Source organism: Streptococcus sanguinis (genome assembly GCF_050225395.1).
Classification (GTDB): domain Bacteria; phylum Bacillota; class Bacilli; order Lactobacillales; family Streptococcaceae; genus Streptococcus.
Genome location: NZ_CP071431.1, coordinates 487,021 through 502,613, shown reverse-complemented (window position 1 = coordinate 502,613; position 15,593 = coordinate 487,021). Strand labels below are relative to the sequence as shown.

At 45.7% G+C, this 15,593-nt stretch carries 19 protein-coding genes; 2 read left to right on the top strand and 17 right to left on the bottom strand.

The genetic code is table 11. The annotated features are described in order from the left end of the window. Positions 1 to 43: 43 nt before the first annotated feature. The 14 genes from J1C81_RS02565 to J1C81_RS02500 all read right to left on the bottom strand — a co-directional run bounded on the left by J1C81_RS02565 (position 44) and on the right by J1C81_RS02500 (position 12,359). A complete protein-coding gene (locus J1C81_RS02565; protein ID WP_002916344.1) occupies positions 44 to 496 on the bottom strand; it encodes a hypothetical protein in 453 nt (150 codons plus the stop codon). Beyond that, entirely contained in the window at positions 497 to 1,342 is an 846-nt protein-coding gene (locus J1C81_RS02560) for an aldo/keto reductase (protein WP_002916345.1), read from the bottom strand. A 76-nt stretch (positions 1,343 to 1,418) separates the two neighbouring features. Next, positions 1,419 to 1,613, bottom strand: coding sequence for a hypothetical protein (locus J1C81_RS02555; RefSeq protein ID WP_002903311.1), 195 nt, complete (start codon positions 1,611 to 1,613; stop codon positions 1,419 to 1,421). 158 nt (positions 1,614 to 1,771) lie between these two features. Then, complete coding sequence (gene nagA / locus J1C81_RS02550; RefSeq protein ID WP_032909878.1) at positions 1,772 to 2,923, bottom strand: N-acetylglucosamine-6-phosphate deacetylase; 1,152 nt, start codon at positions 2,921 to 2,923, stop codon at positions 1,772 to 1,774. 240 nt (positions 2,924 to 3,163) lie between these two features. Further along, the gene (gene rbfA, locus J1C81_RS02545) at positions 3,164 to 3,514 is read right to left on the bottom strand and encodes a 30S ribosome-binding factor RbfA (RefSeq protein WP_002893555.1); all 351 of its coding nucleotides are present in this window, start codon (positions 3,512 to 3,514) and stop codon (positions 3,164 to 3,166) included. A 178-nt stretch (positions 3,515 to 3,692) separates the two neighbouring features. Next, the gene (gene infB, locus J1C81_RS02540; protein ID WP_002916348.1) at positions 3,693 to 6,485 is read right to left on the bottom strand and encodes a translation initiation factor IF-2; all 2,793 of its coding nucleotides are present in this window, start codon (positions 6,483 to 6,485) and stop codon (positions 3,693 to 3,695) included. A 19-nt stretch (positions 6,486 to 6,504) separates the two neighbouring features. After that, the gene (locus tag J1C81_RS02535; RefSeq protein WP_002893557.1) at positions 6,505 to 6,801 is read right to left on the bottom strand and encodes a YlxQ-related RNA-binding protein; all 297 of its coding nucleotides are present in this window, start codon (positions 6,799 to 6,801) and stop codon (positions 6,505 to 6,507) included. Further along, positions 6,794 to 7,090: an RNase P modulator RnpM gene (rnpM, locus tag J1C81_RS02530; RefSeq protein WP_002893558.1), complete on the bottom strand. Its 297-nt coding sequence runs from the start codon at positions 7,088 to 7,090 to the stop codon at positions 6,794 to 6,796. The genes J1C81_RS02535 and rnpM overlap by 8 nt, the downstream gene beginning before the upstream one ends. Before the next feature lie 10 nt (positions 7,091 to 7,100). Continuing rightward, positions 7,101 to 8,357 (bottom strand): transcription termination factor NusA, encoded by a 1,257-nt coding sequence (nusA, locus tag J1C81_RS02525; RefSeq protein ID WP_235787747.1) that lies wholly within the window; start codon positions 8,355 to 8,357, stop codon positions 7,101 to 7,103. Between the two features lie 59 nt (positions 8,358 to 8,416). Beyond that, entirely contained in the window at positions 8,417 to 8,905 is a 489-nt protein-coding gene (gene rimP / locus J1C81_RS02520; protein WP_032909880.1) for a ribosome maturation factor RimP, read from the bottom strand. 199 nt (positions 8,906 to 9,104) lie between these two features. Then, the gene (gene trmB, locus J1C81_RS02515; RefSeq protein WP_002893561.1) at positions 9,105 to 9,743 is read right to left on the bottom strand and encodes a tRNA (guanosine(46)-N7)-methyltransferase TrmB; all 639 of its coding nucleotides are present in this window, start codon (positions 9,741 to 9,743) and stop codon (positions 9,105 to 9,107) included. Beyond that, positions 9,740 to 10,534 carry a cell cycle regulator CcrZ gene (ccrZ, locus tag J1C81_RS02510; RefSeq protein ID WP_002893562.1) on the bottom strand — a complete coding sequence of 265 codons (795 nt, stop codon included), beginning with the start codon at positions 10,532 to 10,534 and terminating at the stop codon, positions 9,740 to 9,742. The genes trmB and ccrZ overlap by 4 nt, the downstream gene beginning before the upstream one ends. Positions 10,535 to 10,584: 50 nt before the next feature. Further along, positions 10,585 to 11,631 (bottom strand): ABC transporter permease, encoded by a 1,047-nt coding sequence (locus J1C81_RS02505; protein ID WP_002916352.1) that lies wholly within the window; start codon positions 11,629 to 11,631, stop codon positions 10,585 to 10,587. Then, entirely contained in the window at positions 11,628 to 12,359 is a 732-nt protein-coding gene (locus J1C81_RS02500) for an ABC transporter ATP-binding protein (protein ID WP_032909882.1), read from the bottom strand. The genes J1C81_RS02505 and J1C81_RS02500 overlap by 4 nt, the downstream gene beginning before the upstream one ends. 68 nt (positions 12,360 to 12,427) lie before the next feature. Here J1C81_RS02500 and J1C81_RS02495 point away from each other — a divergent pair, with 68 nt between their 5' ends. Continuing rightward, the gene (locus tag J1C81_RS02495) at positions 12,428 to 12,838 is read left to right on the top strand and encodes an HIT family protein (protein WP_002905249.1); all 411 of its coding nucleotides are present in this window, start codon (positions 12,428 to 12,430) and stop codon (positions 12,836 to 12,838) included. Positions 12,839 to 12,847: 9 nt separating this feature from the next. Then, positions 12,848 to 13,135, top strand: coding sequence for a hypothetical protein (locus tag J1C81_RS02490; RefSeq protein ID WP_002896907.1), 288 nt, complete (start codon positions 12,848 to 12,850; stop codon positions 13,133 to 13,135). A gap of 119 nt (positions 13,136 to 13,254) precedes the next feature. On the opposite strand, the gene brpA is transcribed toward J1C81_RS02490, so the two are convergent. Genes brpA through tsaE form a run of 3 tightly spaced genes read right to left on the bottom strand, consistent with a single transcriptional unit; the run spans position 13,255 to position 15,455 of the window. Then, positions 13,255 to 14,493, bottom strand: coding sequence for a biofilm formation/cell division transcriptional regulator BrpA (brpA, locus tag J1C81_RS02485; RefSeq protein WP_002916354.1), 1,239 nt, complete (start codon positions 14,491 to 14,493; stop codon positions 13,255 to 13,257). Between the two features lie 7 nt (positions 14,494 to 14,500). Next, positions 14,501 to 15,022: a GNAT family N-acetyltransferase gene (locus J1C81_RS02480; RefSeq protein ID WP_002916355.1), complete on the bottom strand. Its 522-nt coding sequence runs from the start codon at positions 15,020 to 15,022 to the stop codon at positions 14,501 to 14,503. Beyond that, positions 15,015 to 15,455 (bottom strand): tRNA (adenosine(37)-N6)-threonylcarbamoyltransferase complex ATPase subunit type 1 TsaE, encoded by a 441-nt coding sequence (tsaE, locus tag J1C81_RS02475; protein WP_002916356.1) that lies wholly within the window; start codon positions 15,453 to 15,455, stop codon positions 15,015 to 15,017. Before tsaE ends, J1C81_RS02480 begins: the two co-directional genes overlap by 8 nt. Positions 15,456 to 15,593 lie beyond the last annotated feature (138 nt).

The window sequence follows — 15,593 nt, the reverse complement described above, 5'->3', positions numbered from 1 at the left end:
AAGGTATGAAAAATCCCCAGCTCTTTTCAAACCGGGGATAGCTTTAGATTTTTAATTCATAGACTTCCTGCCAGCCGGCTGGTCCTAATATGCGCTGGGGTTGTTTGCTAAAGCCGGTCTCTCGGTAGAGATAAGAAGCGACTTGATTTCTCTCATTGACGCCTAGGATGATGCTTCTATACATGGGCAAATGTTCTCTTACGAAACCAGGCAAGAGCTTCAGCGTCTGACTACCGTACCCTCGCATCTGAAAGTCTTCATCCGTTGAAAAGCTACGAAGGAGCAGGCTCTCTGGCTGACCACCATAAGTAAACTTCTCTTCCCCAGCATCCAAGATCAGAAAGGTTACGATTTGATGTTCTTCAAGACCCAAGATGGCATAGCGATTTTCTAAATCAGCGACAACCTGGCTAGGATGATTGGTAAATCTCAAGTCGGTTAAATGGTAAGACTGCAAGGCTTCTCTATCTGAACTTCGATAGAATCGGATTTGCATCTAAAAATCCATCCCATCCGGATTTGGAGCGCCACCGGTCAAACCGCTGACATTTTTGAGCACTTCCAAGTCAGCAGCATCTAGCTTGATGCCAAAGCAGTCCAGATTGCTGGCAATCCGGCTCGAAGTGACCGACTTAGGCAGGGGCAGGAAGCCTTCCTGCAAGCTCCAAGCTAGCGCGACTTGTGCAATGGTCTTGCCATACTTGTCTGCCACAGCCTGTACGGCTGGATTTTGGAAGAGCTCACCTTGACCAAATGGTCCCCAAGCTTCCAGTAAAATCTCATGCTCACGGCAGAAGTTCACCGCTTCTGTCTGATAGACACCTGGAGCCAGACGGATTTGATTGACAGCAGGAGTCATGCGAGCTGTTTCAAGCAAGGCTTCTAAGTGATGAGGCAGGAAATTGCTGACGCCAATCGCTCGAATCTTTCCGAGATTATAAAGATCTTCCATAGCACGCCAGACTTCGGCATTGCGCTTTTTCCAAGCATCGTTTTCCCTCAGGGGTTTGGGATTCGGCCAGTGGATGAGGTAGAGGTCCAGATAGTCCAGTCCCAACCGCTCCATTGAGGCCGCAAAGGCCTCTTGAGCCTCTTCATAAGTATGAATGTCATTCCAAAGCTTGGTCGTGATGAAGAGCTCCTCCCTCGGGATTCCGCTGTCTTTGATCGCCCGACCGACACTCTCTTCATTCTGATAGATAGCCGCCGTATCAATGTGCCGATAGCCTGCCTTAAGGGCTGCCAGCACTGCCTGATAAGCCTCTTCACCATCCTGCGCCTTCCAAGTCCCAAAGCCCAGCACCGGAATGCCTACACCATTGTTCAAAAGATATTCTCTCATCTCACGTCTCCTTTATAAGTTACTTCTACTGCCTTCAACAAGGCAGCTGCTACAGTGATCACAAGAGCATAACCGCTCATTTCTTTTCCTTTTTCTTCAGTATTGGCTTAGGTTTGAAGATATTTTCCTTGGTCGGCTCCATCCCTTTACTGAAAAAGCTATAGATAATGAAAGCAACTCCTGCGACAAGGATTAAGATTCGTCCAAAGATCAGTCCCGCCAGCAGCAATACAAGTCCCATTATCAAAAATTTCGCATCAATTCGTTTCATAGCCTACTCCTGTTTACATTATAGTCTCATTATATCACGCCTAAGAAAGCAATTCAAATCTAGGCGAAGACTATCAAGGCGTCTGCCAACCAAAAAGAACAGGTTTCCCTGCTCTTTCTGAAAAATATAAGGAGACTAATTTAAAATACCTGCGGTTCTCATACATGGAATCGTTCTTGACCATCAAGATAAGTAGCTACCAGCTCTAAATCTTTATCTAAAACGATAAAGTCAGCATCGTAGCCTTCCTTGATCTGTCCGCAGACATCATCAATATGGACGGATTTTGCCGGAATCAGGCTAGCCATCATAACCGCCTGATGAGGATTGGCAATGCCCCATTTGACCACATTTTTCAATCCGTCCTTGAGCTTGAGAATGGAGCCCGCTAGATTGCCCGTTGACTTAAGCCGAGCAGTTCCTTCCGCCACAACCACTGGAAATTCTCCCAGCATGTAGTCACCATCTTCAAGACCTCCTGCGGTCATACAGTCAGTAATGAGGGCAATATTTTCATGTCCCTTCTGCTTAAGCAAGATATCACAGGCCTTAGGGTCAACATGGTGGCCGTCACAAATCAGTTCCGCATAGGTGTGGGGCAGCTCGTACATGGCACCAACCATGCCCAGCTCCCGGTGGGTCAAGCCCCGCATACCATTGTATGCATGCACCCAGACACTGGCACCTGCTTCGACCGCAGTTTTGGCTTCATCATAGGTTGCGTTAGAATGCCCCAGAGCAACGGTCACGCCTTCATCAGTCAGCGTGCGGACAAATTCCTCCACACCATCACGCTCTGGCGCGAGAGCAATTTTATTGAGCAAGCCATTTGCGGCCTTCTGCCAAGCACGAAACTCATCCATGCTAGGATCTTTCATATAGGCAGGATTTTGGGCCCCCTTATACTTCTCGGTGAAGTAGGGCCCTTCAAAATAGAGACCGCGAATCTTGGCTCCGCTGGCTTCTTGATAGCGTGCACCGATGTTTTCAGTTACTGCTAAGAGACGCTCATAGGATGAGGTCAGGGTTGTGGGTAAAAAGCTGGTCACACCGGTAGTCAAGAGACCCTCACTCATGGTATGAAGAGTTCCTTCGATGTTATTGTCCATCACATCAACACCGCCGAAACCGTGAATGTGAGTGTCCACCAGACCCGGCGCAATCGAGTAGCCACTGTAATCTATGACTTCTGCATCCTGCGGAACAGACTGCACCAACTTGCCAAACTTGCCGTCAATCAGCTCTAAATAACCGCCCTGACGGATTCCCTGAGGATAGAAAAATTGATCTGCTTTAATATATGTAGGCATAAGACTGCCTCCCTTGTTCTTAAATGCTGTATTCTCGGCCATTCAAAGCGGAATTCTGTGATAGAGCTAGCATCTTTCTATAGCTACTTTCTAACTCCCGCTTTTGAATCTCTGAGTTCTCTTGACTATATTATAACTCTTTCTTTTTTATTTGTAAATGGTATATACCTATTTTTGCAAAAAATTGTTATATTAAATTTAAAAAACAGAAAACCCAGCCATGACAGCTGAGTTTCTATTTTACTTTTTCTCTAAATCGCGCAGCATCTGGTCGATTTTATTGCCATACTCGATGGATTCGTCCTTGACAAAGGTCAAATCTGGAATCTTGTACATCTTCAGATTGTGACCCAGCTCTCGCTTGATGGTACCGGTCGCTTTTTCCAGACCGGTCTGAGCTTTTTGATTGTCAGAGGCCAGATTGCTCATAATCGTATAGTAGACCTTGGCCATGGATAGGTCGCCCAACATTTGGACATCGGTAATGGTTACTCCCTGCACCCGCGGGTCACGAACTTTCTTCTGCAAGATTTCATTGACTTCGCGCTTGATTTCCATGCCCACACGGTCTGTACGAAAATTATTTGCCATGAGATTTCCTTTCTAATTTTTCTCTTCTGCAATATAAGCTAGGCTAGGCCTAGCTTATATGTTTTGTTTTAATGAATGAAATTCGATCTAAACTCTTTGTGAAAAAAGATGTGGAACTAGAAGTATCAACTTCCGCTAAATATGATTTTCACTACGAGTTTTCAACCTACTTCTTATCTTATTTCTTAATTTCTTCCATGATGTAGGCTTCGATCGTGTCATCTACTTGGATGTCATTGTAGCCATCAATCATGAGTCCACCTTCACGGCCGTTGGTAACTTCCTTAACATCATCCTTGAAGTGCTTGAGGCTGGCAAGCTCCCCATCGTAAATCACGACGCCGTCACGGATAACACGAACCTTGGAATCACGGGTCACTTTACCGTTGATAACCATAAATCCACCGATAGTACCAACCTTGGAAACCTTGAAGGTCTCGCGGATAAGAGCTTCCCCGATGATTTTTTCTTCGTATTCCGGATCCAGCATTCCCTTCATGGCATCTTCCATTTCTTCGATAACCTTGTAGATAATGCTGTGGAGACGGATTTCGACATCATCAGCTTCTGCCTGCTGGCGAGCTTGAGATGTAGGACGAACGTTAAATCCGATGATGAAGGCATTTGAAGCTTCCGCCAGTGTTACATCTGACTCATTGATAGCACCAACTGCTGAGTGGACGATGGTAATCTTAACGCCTTCCACTTCAATCTTCTGCAGGGAAGCAGACAGAGCTTCTACGGATCCTTGCACATCAGCCTTGATGATAACATTAACAGACTTGACTTCACCAGCTTTGAGGGTATCAAAGAGATTTTCCAGACTGACGCGGTGAGTAGCTTGACGCTGTTTGAGAAGGGCACGTTTGGCACGTTCTTCACCGGCTGCACGCGCAGCTTTTTCATCTTCATAGACCGCAAAGTGGTCACCAGCCATCGGAGTTTCATTGAGACCAGTGATAGACACCGGTGTAGATGGTCCGGCCACCTTAACGCGACGGCCCAGGTCATTGGTCATAGCCCGAACCCGACCGAAGGTATTTCCAACAACGATTGGATCCTGCACATTCAGAGTTCCCTGCTGAACCAGAAGGGTTGCTACAGCACCTTTTCCTTTATCCAGACGGGCTTCGATAACTGTACCAATCGCTCGAACAGTCGGATCGGCCTTGAGCTCTTGAATTTCAGCCACCAAGAGGACTGTTTCCAGCAAGCTGTCGATATTTTGATTGAATTTCGCTGAGATTTCAACAAATTCAGAATCTCCGCCCCAAGCTGTTGACATGACGCCATGCTCAGCCAATTCACCAATCACGCGCTCAGGATTCGCTCCTGGCTTATCAATCTTGTTGATGGCTACGATGATTGGGACATCAGCCGCCTTGGAGTGGTTGATAGCTTCGATCGTTTGCGGCATAACACCGTCATCAGCCGCTACCACCAGGATAGTGATATCCGTAACAGAGGCACCGCGGGCCCGCATAGAAGTAAAGGCCGCGTGACCAGGCGTATCCAAGAAAGTAATCTTCTTGCCGCTTTCCTCGATCTGGTAAGCACCGATGTGCTGAGTAATACCGCCTGCTTCGCCTGTAGCTACGCGAGAGTTACGCAAGGTATCCAAGAGGGTTGTTTTACCATGGTCAACGTGCCCCATGATAGTTACAACTGGCGGACGCTCTACCAAGGCATCTTGGTTGATATAGCCTTCTTCTACGAAGAAGCGCTCAATGTCAGCTGTATCAACTTCCACCTTCTTCTTAGCTTCGATACCGTAGTCCACCATAAGGAGTTCAATAGTATCGCCGTCAAGAGATTGGTTTTGCGTTGCCATCACGCCCATCATAAAGAGTTTCTTGACAATTTCAGCTGGTTCGCGCTTGATCCGTTTTGCAATTTCTGCAACGGTCATTCCGTCTGTATATTCAAATTCAGTTGGCAACTCATGGAACTTACGTTCTGTAACAGGTTTTGGTGCCTGATTATTGTTGCCCTTTCCTTTTTTATTTTTCTTGTTTTTATTCCAATTACTATTTCTTTGATTTCTCACTTGATTTTGACTGCTTCGATTCTTTTGTTGTTTTCTTGGACCTTCTTCTTCGCGATCAAAATCATCGCGCTTCTTATCTGGTCGAGCTTGCTTCTTACGACGCGTATCCACGGCGGCTGGAGCTGGGCTTGGATTCGCTGCTGGTGCAGATGGAGCTGGTGCAGGCTGAACTGGTGCACTTGCTTCTGCCTTAGGCTGCTCCTTGCGGCGATTTTGCCGTTCCATAACTTCTTTAGCTTCTTGTGCTTGCTTAAAGCGTTCCTCGCTGGAGCGAGCGTATTCAGCATTCTGCTCTGCTTTCAAAGCTGCTGCTCGGGCCTTAAAGTCAATCTTTGGTCCTTGAGGCTGTTGGCGGTTTTGACCGTTAAATCCTTGATGATTCTGACCATTGCGGCGGCCATCTTGACCACGATTATCGCGACGGTCATTTGGACGATTGCCCCTATCTCGGTCGTTGCGGTTTCCGCGATTCTTATTTCGATTATCACGGTCCTCACGTTTGCCTTGCTCTTTGTTTTGTGGTTTGCGGTTGCCTTGCTGCTTCCGACGCTCTGCCTCTTCCTTGGCTCTCGCTTCACGTTCTGCCTTAAAGTTCCGGCTTTGCGGGCGCTTGACAGGCGCCGCTGTTTCTGCTTTCGCTTCTGGCTTAGCATCTACTTTTGCTTCTGTCAGTTCTGCCTTGACTGGCGCAACCTCTTTGGCAGGAGTTTTTTGCGGTGATGGCTGAGCTGCTGCAGGCTTTTCTGCAGTGGCTTGAGGAGCGGCTGCTTTCTTGAAGCTGGATTTGATTCGCTCACCAGCGTCAGCTTCTACGCTGGATGAATGACTCTTGACATCCAATCCCAGCTCCTTAGCACGAGCCACTACCTCCTTGCTTTCTTTTCCCAGTTCTTTGGCGATTTCATACAATCTTACTTTAGACAAATCTTGTCCTCCTCTTCTATTACATAAGAGACCTCATTTTCTTTGTAAAACCAGCATCTGTCACGGCGAGCACTTTTCTGGCCTTGCCAATGGCAGAGCTTAATTCCAGTGTTGAAAACACGGTTGATACTTCTACTTGGTAGTAACGACTTTTATCAGTGATTTTCTTGCTGAGATTAGGAGCTGCATCCTGGGCCAAAAAGACCAGATGTGCTTTTCCCTCCTGGATAGCTTTGACGGTCAGCTCCTCACCAGAAATGATGCGGCCAGCCCGCTGAGCCAGTCCCAGCAAATTTGCAAGTTTCTCTTTATTCAAGACCTAACTCTCTTCTTTTGACCTTATGATCGACATAAGCGATTAACTCATCATAGAAAGCCTCGTCCACTTCCATACTAAAGCTGCGGTTAAAAACCCGCTTCTTCTTAGCTTGAAGGGCTTCTTGGTTGTCTAGCTTGATATAAGCTCCACGGCCGTTGGCCTTGCCTGTCGGATCGATAAAGACTTGACCTTCCTTGTTCTTGACAATCCGCAGCAAATCACGCTTGTCAATCACTTCGTTGGACACCACTGATTTTCTTAAAGGGATTTTTCTTGTTTTTGCCATTCCAGCCCCCTTAATCTAGTTCTTCAGCTTCGCTTTCTAAACCAGCTGTTTCTAGTACAGTTTCCTCTGCTACTGCGTCAAAGTCTGTTGCTTCTGCTGCTGAAACTTCTGTCTCTAGAACAGCTGCATCCCCAAGAATTTCTTCAGCCTCCTGAGCAAATCCGCCCAGTTCATTGGCTGCTTCCATTTCTTCAAACTCTGTGGCAGACTTGATATCGATTCTAAAGCCTGTCAAATGAGCTGCCAAGCGTACATTCTGTCCGCGACGGCCGATAGCCAGAGAAAGCTTGTTGTCCGGTACAACAACCAAGGCTCGCTTGTTATCTTCTTGGTTAAAGATAACTTGGTCAACCTCTGCAGGAGCAATAGCGTTGTAGATAAATTCCGCTGGATCTGCTACCCACTCGATGACGTCGATATTTTCTTCAGTCGGCACCATACGGCCACTCTTCGGATCGTATTTGGCAGGATGGAACTTGCTCGTAATTTTCTTGATATTAGCTCCACCGCGTCCGACGATTGTTCCGATGGCATCCACATTAGGGTTGTGGCTGCGAACCGCTACCTTGGTCCGATCGCCTGCTTCCCGTGACACGCTCATGATTTCCACAGTTCCGTCATAGACTTCAGGGATTTCCTGCTCCATCAAGCGCTTGATCATTTCTGGATGGCTGCGGCTGACAAAGACATTGACACCGCGAGGATTATCTTCTACCTTGTAGACAAAGACTTCGATGCGGTCATGAGAGGCAAAGACCTCACCAGGAATCTGGTCTTGCTTCGATAATTGTGCTTCAATGCTACCAAGATTGACATAGATAAAGCGATTATCAAAACGCTCCACCGTTCCTGACATGATTTCATTTTCATGTTCTTTATAGGTATTGTAAGTGATAGCACGGGTTTGCTTGCGCATCTTTTCCATGATGGTCTGCTTAGCAGACTGAGCTGCTACGCGGCCAAATTCAGCTGGCGCTTCTTCAAACTTGATCTTATCTCCTAATTCATAGGCTGAACTGATAGCCAAGGCATCTTTGAGACTGATTTCCAAACGGCTGTCAAAGACCTCGTCCACGACTTCGCGAACAGTATAGACACGGAAATCTCCTGACTTTTCGTCAAACTCAATGGCTGCGCTGTCTGCCTGACCATAGCGACGACGATAGGCTGAGCGGAGTGACTCGGTCACTGCGTCAATGATATCTTCTTTCTTGATTCCTTTGTCTTCTTCCAGAATGCGGAAGGCCTCTAGCATTTCTTTACTCATTTTCATGTGACTTTTGCCGAAACAAAAGTGTTCCTTTCTTTTCTATATTGCTTCTGCGGCTAAAACTTAACGGCTAATCTGGCTTTGGAAACCAGACTGTAGGGAATTTCGACTTCTTTTCTGCGAGTCTTGTCCAGATATTCCATGTGCAGAACATCCTCTTCAAAGCTCAGCAAGGTTCCTTCAAAGACTTTCTGCTTGTCAACAGCCTTATAGAGACTGACATGGATATAACTGCCGACGGTATCGGCTAGCTGTTCCTTGGTCTTGAGCGGGCGCTCCAAGCCTGGACTGGTCACTTCCAGAAAATACTGTTCCGGGAAAGGATCTGGCTTGATTTGATCCAAGAGCGGACTGATAATATCCGTCAAATCCGCTGTATCATTGACCGTAATGCCCTCAGGCTTATCTACAAAGACACTGAGAACGTAGTCCCCGCCCATCTTTCCGTACTCAATATCGACTAATTCATAGTGGGCCAAAATGGCTGGTTCAATAACCTCCCTCACCAATTCAACAATCGTTGCGATATGACGACACCTCCTCACAGATAAGAGGCGAAGATACTTCCTCGCCTCTCTTTCCTTATTCATTATTAGTATTATAGCACGACAAGTCCCAGAATGCAAGGGAAATATGCTGTACAAGCTTTTAAAGACGGAATCCCACTTAAAACAATCTTATTTTTAAGCAAAATTCTTTCCTAATAATAAAGTCTTCAAGGAGTATTTCCTAGAAGACTCTTTCTTATTCAAACGCTGCTTCCACCCGATAGATGACTTGTCCCTTGTTAGCAAATTTCTGCTCATACTCAGTCAGGACATTGTCTTCAAAGTCGCTGGCATGCAAGTCTAACCACACGCCCTTTAACTTCATACCATACTGCGAAAAGCTTACTAAGCTATACTCAAAAAGACCACGATTGTCCGTTTTGAAGTGGATTTCTCCATTTTCCGGCAAAATCTGCTGATAGGTCGCCAGAAAGGACTGATAGGTCAGACGGCGCTTTTCATGGCGTTTCTTGGGCCAAGGATCTGAGAAGTTCAGATAGAGGCGGTCAATCTCGCCCTCTTCAAAATAATCAGTCAGATCCGAACCGTCCACCCATAATAACTTGATATTGGGCACATCTGTTGCCAGCACCTTGTCTAAGGCATAGCTGAGAACCGATTTTTGAATATCAATCCCGATGTAGTTAATCTCAGGATTGGCCTTGGCCATACCGGACACAAAAGCTCCTTTGCCACTGCCAACCTCTACATGAATGGGGTGATCATTGCCAAAAATCTCCTGCCATCTGCCCTTGGCGTCTGCCGGATTCAAAATCACATACTGGGGATGCGCCTCCAGCAGTTCCGTCGCTCCCTTACGATTCCTTACTCTCATTGTCCTCTTCCGTATTTAGAACGGAAGTTTCGTAATGCGTAAATCTCCCGGTTCACATTTTCTAAATCATTGTTTTCGTAGTATTTGGCAATCTGCATCAGATAAGAATACTGACCAAACCAGTATAGCTTATTGAAAACAGTCTGATTATACTTATAGCCATATGCGCTCAGCCACTCTTGCCAACCTGAATCAGGCACATAATGGCTCAAAATATGTGCTACATCCATCATCCTGTCTGTCAGGCGCACAGAATCCCAATCCACCAAGTAAATAAGCCCGCTGTCGGTCTCTACCCAATTGCTGTGACGCACATCTCCGTGAACGATGGTTGCATAATCCTCACGAAAGGCCGGCACAGTCTGGCGTAGGTCGCGGATAACAGATTGAAGATATTGATTATTTCTCAAAGCAAGCGGCACTTGATTGAGCCAAGCATTCAGCAAATCAGTTGGCGTTTCCAAAGTATAGCCCAGCTTGGTCAGCTGCGTCATCAATGGGCGCGAGCGATGCAGCCGAGTCAAAATATTGATTACCTGCTTTTTGGACATATCATTTGGGGTCAGAATAGTGCCTGAAAGCCACTCCTGCCCGCTCATTACGTTGCCGTCCGGCATCCGGCGGCTCCACAAAAGCTGCGGTGCGATTTGTTCTCGAGCTAAGCCTGCTAAGATAGGGGTTGTATTCATCTTGACGAAAACGCGCCCCCCGTCCGGATAAGTCCCCATATAGGCCTTTCCGCTCTTACCAGCTATCGGTGTCAGGGTCAGCTCGTTATCAACCAAGTCCATGTTTCCCCTCCGTAAAAAGTTTCTTTATCATTTTACTAGTTTTACCTCTTTTAGTCAACCAATCTCCGTAACTTAAACGGCAGATAGAACAGATAGAGTAGGGCAGTCGCTCCCATCATGGCCAGCACTGCTGTCTTGTCTTGGAGAAATAGCAGTGCAGTCAGCACTTCAGCCAAGAGAACACTGCTGCCAATAGATGTGATAATTTGTCTTGCTCCCTTCAGCTTTTCCCCTCTTTCTATCGGAAAAAGCTGGGTCAAAAACTGATAGTCAAAAGCTTCGTACAAGGCCGTCAGCTGGAAGAGCAAGAGGTAATTGAACAAGACCGCAAAAGCTGCAGCAATCCAAGCTTGACTGACAAAAATCAAGGCCAAAAGAGCCAAAAAGAGCAGTCTCAAGGTCAGAGCAAAGAAGTCTCCATTTCGCAAGTAAGAGCGCAAAAAGAGATTCTGCCAGGTCTTACTATGCTGCTTGCCCACAAGTCTCGTCAAACCATCAAGATAGGCCCTGCGCTTGACACTGTTTGAAATGCCTTTAACATTGGTAAAGAGAGCAAAGAAGCGCAGAATCGTCTGCTTTCGGGCTGCTTCATAAGCCACCAGAGCCTGCCAATCTAGGCCATTTTCAGTAAAGAACTTCTTGGCCTTAGCCTGAAACAAAAACCATTTCAAGACTAGCATAAAGAGACAGTAGAACCCGAAGCCCCAGACAGGCAATCCCAGAGCCAGAAAAAGCGGAGCCAGTAACAGTAAGATTCCAGTCTGTAAGACTGCGTACAAGAGATAGGAACGCAGAATCTGAGCCTTGATAAAAGCCCTGACTTCTGCTTCTCTGACCAAGAGAAAAAGAGCATCCGGCTTTTCCAGATAGGTCGCAATCCGTCCAAAAGGCAGGATAAAGACCGATAGAATAACCAGACTGACAATAATGGGTAGGTGATTGGTCGGAAAATGTCGCAATAGCTGACTGTACTGAACACCTAAAAATCCCATAAAAATCAGCAGAAAGAGCACGAAATGATCATTAAAAACATAGCGCAGGTATTTCAAACATTGCTGACGAAAATCCTGCTTTCGTTTGGCAAATAATTCTTTCATAGCGCCGCCTCTTCTGTCAGGGCTAGATAGATGTCATTCAGACTAGCATCCGGCATTTGAAATTGGGCCCGCAACTCAGTCAAGCTGCCCTTGGCCCGTACTTGACCTCTGTGCAAGATTACAAAACTATCGCACATCTTCTCAGCAGAGTCCAGAACATGGGTGCTCATCAGAATGGACTTGCCTTTCTTCTTTTCCTCATCTAAGAGTTGGATAAGGTCTGCAATAGCTACCGGATCCAGACCCAGAAAAGGCTCATCTACGATAAAAAGGCTGGGATCAACTACAAAAGCACAGATAATCATCACTTTTTGCTTCATCCCTTTTGAAAAGTGAACAGGGAACCAATCCAGTTTTTCCTTGAGTCGGAACATTTCCAATAGCTTATCCACGCGCTTAAAAGCTGTTTCCTGCTCAATGTCGTAAGCCATAGCTACCGTCTCAATGTGCTCGCGCAAGGTCAATTCTTCGTAGAGACTGGGTGTTTCCGGAATAAAACCGATTTTCTTGCGGTAATCACTAGGATTGGTCCGCAGCTCCAGCCCATCAATTTGAATCTGCCCCTTATAAGGCGTCAAAAGACCGATAATCTCACTGATAGTCGTGGACTTGCCCGCACCGTTGAGACCAATCAGACCAACCAGCTGGCCATTGCCCACTTCAAAGCTGACATCCTTTAAAACCGGGATATTAACATAGCCGCCCGTAAGCTCTTTGATTTCTAACATATTTTCTCCGAATTCTGGTATAATGGTTCTTATATTATAACAAAATCTAGCGAATAGAGGTACCATTTATGGCTGATTGTATTTTTTGTAAAATTATTGCCGGAGAAATCCCTTCTTCTAAAGTCTATGAAGACGAGAAAGTCCTTGCTTTTCTGGATATTTCTCAGGTAACACCAGGTCATACCTTGGTTGTCCCTAAAGAGCATTTCCGAAATGTGCTGGATATGGATGCCGACAGCACCAGTCAGCTCTTTGCTCGCGTACCTGACATAGCCCGTAAGGTGATGAAAGCCACAGGTGCAGCTGGTATGAATATCATCAACAACAACGAAGAAATCGCTGGACAGACTGTCTTTCATACCCATGTGCATTTGGCACCGCGCTACAGTGATGCAGATGACCTCAAGATTACTTTCGCAGCCCACGAACCAGACTTCCCAGCTCTAGCCGAATTAGCTGAGAAGATTACACAAGCTTAAGGAGAGACTATGAAACTGTCAAATATTTTCCTATTTATCGGTGCTGCAGCAGCCAGCTACAAGCTGGTTGAAAACCGACAAAAAATTCAAGAAGAAATCATTGAAACAACAGATAGTCTAGACAAAGTAAAGGACAGTCTAGCCAATATCCAACGAAATATTGCCATCATTCAAGAGCAAAAAGAGCAAGTCAAAGACATCGCTCAAGATCTTACTTATAAATATAAAGTCCTTGAAAACCAAGCTCAAGTGCAGATCCAGCAAGTCAAAGACATCTGGGAAAAGTACGAGTCGTGATAGAGAAAAGATGGATGATAGGGAACAAAAATTCCAATCAGCCATCGCGTTAAGGGCTTCCTGCCATAACCAAAAGAGACCGAGACATTTTGTCCCGGCCTCTTTTTATATTTAACTTTCTACTCTGTAGTCGCATTGACTACTGGCTGACTTTGTGGGGTGCTGACACTGACATCTGCAGCTGGGGCAGAGGAAGCCGCTGGAGCAACCGGAGTCGTATTCGTAGTTCCAACTGTTGTATCTGTCGTCGGATAAGAGTAATTCTCATAACCATTATTATAAGTAGGCTGACTATAAGAATTCTGGTAACTGCTATAGCTTTCTGTGCTACTAGATGTACTACTGCTATTGCTGCTTCTTAGACTGTTGCCACCCATAATATCTTCATAGAGAACAGCGTTGGTCTTCAGACTCTTGACTTTGTCCAAGCCCAGAGACTTGCGGATTAGATTCTGCATGCTCAGCAAATGCTCTGAAGTCACCAGCTGATAGCTTCCACCATCAGGTAAGGTCGCATCTTCTCCACGCAGCTGCTCAGATTTGATGTTTTTAAAGGCATCCTGATAGCCTAGCAGTTGGGGAATGCTTTTTGAATCAAGCGCGATATTGGTCTGCATATTGCTGCTGACAGCTTTTAAAATAGCCTGATAATGGCTGACACTGTTGAGACTGAGAACTTTTTCAACCACTTTCTTAATTACTTCACGTTGACGTTTTTGGCGGCCATAGTCACCCTCTGGATCCTGATAGCGCATACGAGCATAGACCAGCGCCTGATCACCATTGATGGTTTGCTTGCCAGGTTCCACCTTAGCAGTATACTCAGGCTCATTATCTTCAATAGAAATAGGGAAATCAAAGGTATTATTGACCTCAATACCACCTACTGCGTCTACTAGCTGAACCAAGCCCTGCATATTAATCATCACATAGCGGTCGATGTGGATATTCATCAAGCCCTCAATAGTCGAAATGGCTAACTCTGCTCCTCCAGTTGCATAGGCTGCATTCAGCTTAGCTTCAACTGTCTGACCGTTCTCATCAATCTGAGTCAGAATATCACGTTCCAAACTCATCATGACTGTTTTCTTAGTCTTTGGATTGACACTCAGGAGAATCATGGTATCGCTGTTCCCGACCCAAGTATCCTCGCGGGAGCCGCTCCCTGTATCCACTCCCATCAGCAAGATGGTCATAGGCTTAGTCGCAGAAATGACATCCGTCTCATTTCCCAAACCCTTATAAGTCTTGGACAGTTCATCTGTTGACTGACCATAGATCGTCCAAGCATAAGTACCGATACCAGCTGTCGTTACGACAAGGAGGCTGAGAAACATCATTATAATCTTTTTAAACATATCTTTTTTAGTCTATCAGTTTACCCATTAGGTAAACATCAAGAAATATCCCTTCTTTTAAATAGGCTCCTCTTCTTTGTAAGCCTTCAATTTCAAATCCTAAATCTTTATAGAGGTGAACCGCTCGTTCATTTCTAACCTGAACGCTCAATTCCAAACGTCTAATAACTTGAGAATCCTCAGCCCAAGTCAGTGCCTCTTCCAGCAATATGTGTCCCAGTCCTTGGTTCCAGAAAGCTTTCTTCACCACAACAAAGACTTGACCAATATGGCGAATTCGCTCATGGAAATCAGCTGTGATGCTGACAAGACCAGCAATCTCACCATTTAAAAGCGCCAACAGATAAAGCTGATTACTGGAAGCAGCCTGATGCTCAATGAAAGAAGCCATCTCCTCCTGATTCATCAAAATTCCAGCTTCATCCAGCGTCATATAATCTGACTCAGACCCGACCTGATTGAGGAAGGCAATCAGCTCAGCAGCATCTGTTTTTTCCGCTTCTCGCAAGCACAATTCATATTCAGTCATTCTGCAGTCCCTCAAGCAGCTCTTGGGCTCGCTTTCCTTTGGTTTCAAAAACCAATTCACGCCCGTCTTTCTTTTTCAAGAGGCTTAATTTGAGATAGTCTTCAGGTAGATTTTCTCTCAGCAGCTCCCCCCATTCAATGACTGTCACACCCTCTCCGAAGAGAAAGTCATCCAAATCTATGGAGTCTGGATCGTCTCCAATACGATAGACATCCAGATGATAGAGTGGCAAGCGCCCCTCGTATTCCCTAACAATGGTATAGGTTGGACTTTTAATCATCTGATTAATGCCCAAACCTAGAGCCAGCCCCTTAGTAAAGGTTGTCTTTCCTGCTCCTAAATCTCCCGTTAAAACCAGTACGTCCCCTGCCTGGAGCAATGTGCCCAGACGCTGACCCCACTGGATTAATTCTTCCTCATTATGACTAAACATTCTCTTATTATACCAGAAAAAATTTTTTTCTGCTTAATTTTGCAAAAGAAAAATCAGCTAGGAAAAGCTGATTTTTTATACCAAAAACATATCCTATACAAAGGGTACTAAAATCAAGGAAATCCAGCAATGTTTAGA

Excerpts from the sequence above, each read along its gene's own strand:
- J1C81_RS02565 (WP_002916344.1), bottom strand. The coding sequence starts at position 496 with ATGCAAATCCGATTCTATCGAAGTTCAGATAGAGAAGCCTTGCAGTCT.
- J1C81_RS02560 (WP_002916345.1), bottom strand. The coding sequence starts at position 1,342 with ATGAGAGAATATCTTTTGAACAATGGTGTAGGCATTCCGGTGCTGGGC.
- J1C81_RS02555 (WP_002903311.1), bottom strand. The coding sequence starts at position 1,613 with ATGAAACGAATTGATGCGAAATTTTTGATAATGGGACTTGTATTGCTG.
- nagA (WP_032909878.1), bottom strand. The coding sequence starts at position 2,923 with ATGCCTACATATATTAAAGCAGATCAATTTTTCTATCCTCAGGGAATC.
- rbfA (WP_002893555.1), bottom strand. The coding sequence starts at position 3,514 with ATGGCAAATAATTTTCGTACAGACCGTGTGGGCATGGAAATCAAGCGC.
- rnpM (WP_002893558.1), bottom strand. The coding sequence starts at position 7,090 with ATGGCAAAAACAAGAAAAATCCCTTTAAGAAAATCAGTGGTGTCCAAC.
- nusA (WP_235787747.1), bottom strand. The coding sequence starts at position 8,357 with ATGAGTAAAGAAATGCTAGAGGCCTTCCGCATTCTGGAAGAAGACAAA.
- trmB (WP_002893561.1), bottom strand. The coding sequence starts at position 9,743 with ATGAGAGTAAGGAATCGTAAGGGAGCGACGGAACTGCTGGAGGCGCAT.
- ccrZ (WP_002893562.1), bottom strand. The coding sequence starts at position 10,534 with ATGGACTTGGTTGATAACGAGCTGACCCTGACACCGATAGCTGGTAAG.
- J1C81_RS02505 (WP_002916352.1), bottom strand. The coding sequence starts at position 11,631 with ATGAAAGAATTATTTGCCAAACGAAAGCAGGATTTTCGTCAGCAATGT.
- J1C81_RS02500 (WP_032909882.1), bottom strand. The coding sequence starts at position 12,359 with ATGTTAGAAATCAAAGAGCTTACGGGCGGCTATGTTAATATCCCGGTT.
- J1C81_RS02495 (WP_002905249.1), top strand. The coding sequence starts at position 12,428 with ATGGCTGATTGTATTTTTTGTAAAATTATTGCCGGAGAAATCCCTTCT.
- J1C81_RS02490 (WP_002896907.1), top strand. The coding sequence starts at position 12,848 with ATGAAACTGTCAAATATTTTCCTATTTATCGGTGCTGCAGCAGCCAGC.
- brpA (WP_002916354.1), bottom strand. The coding sequence starts at position 14,493 with ATGTTTAAAAAGATTATAATGATGTTTCTCAGCCTCCTTGTCGTAACG.
- J1C81_RS02480 (WP_002916355.1), bottom strand. The coding sequence starts at position 15,022 with ATGACTGAATATGAATTGTGCTTGCGAGAAGCGGAAAAAACAGATGCT.
- tsaE (WP_002916356.1), bottom strand. The coding sequence starts at position 15,455 with ATGTTTAGTCATAATGAGGAAGAATTAATCCAGTGGGGTCAGCGTCTG.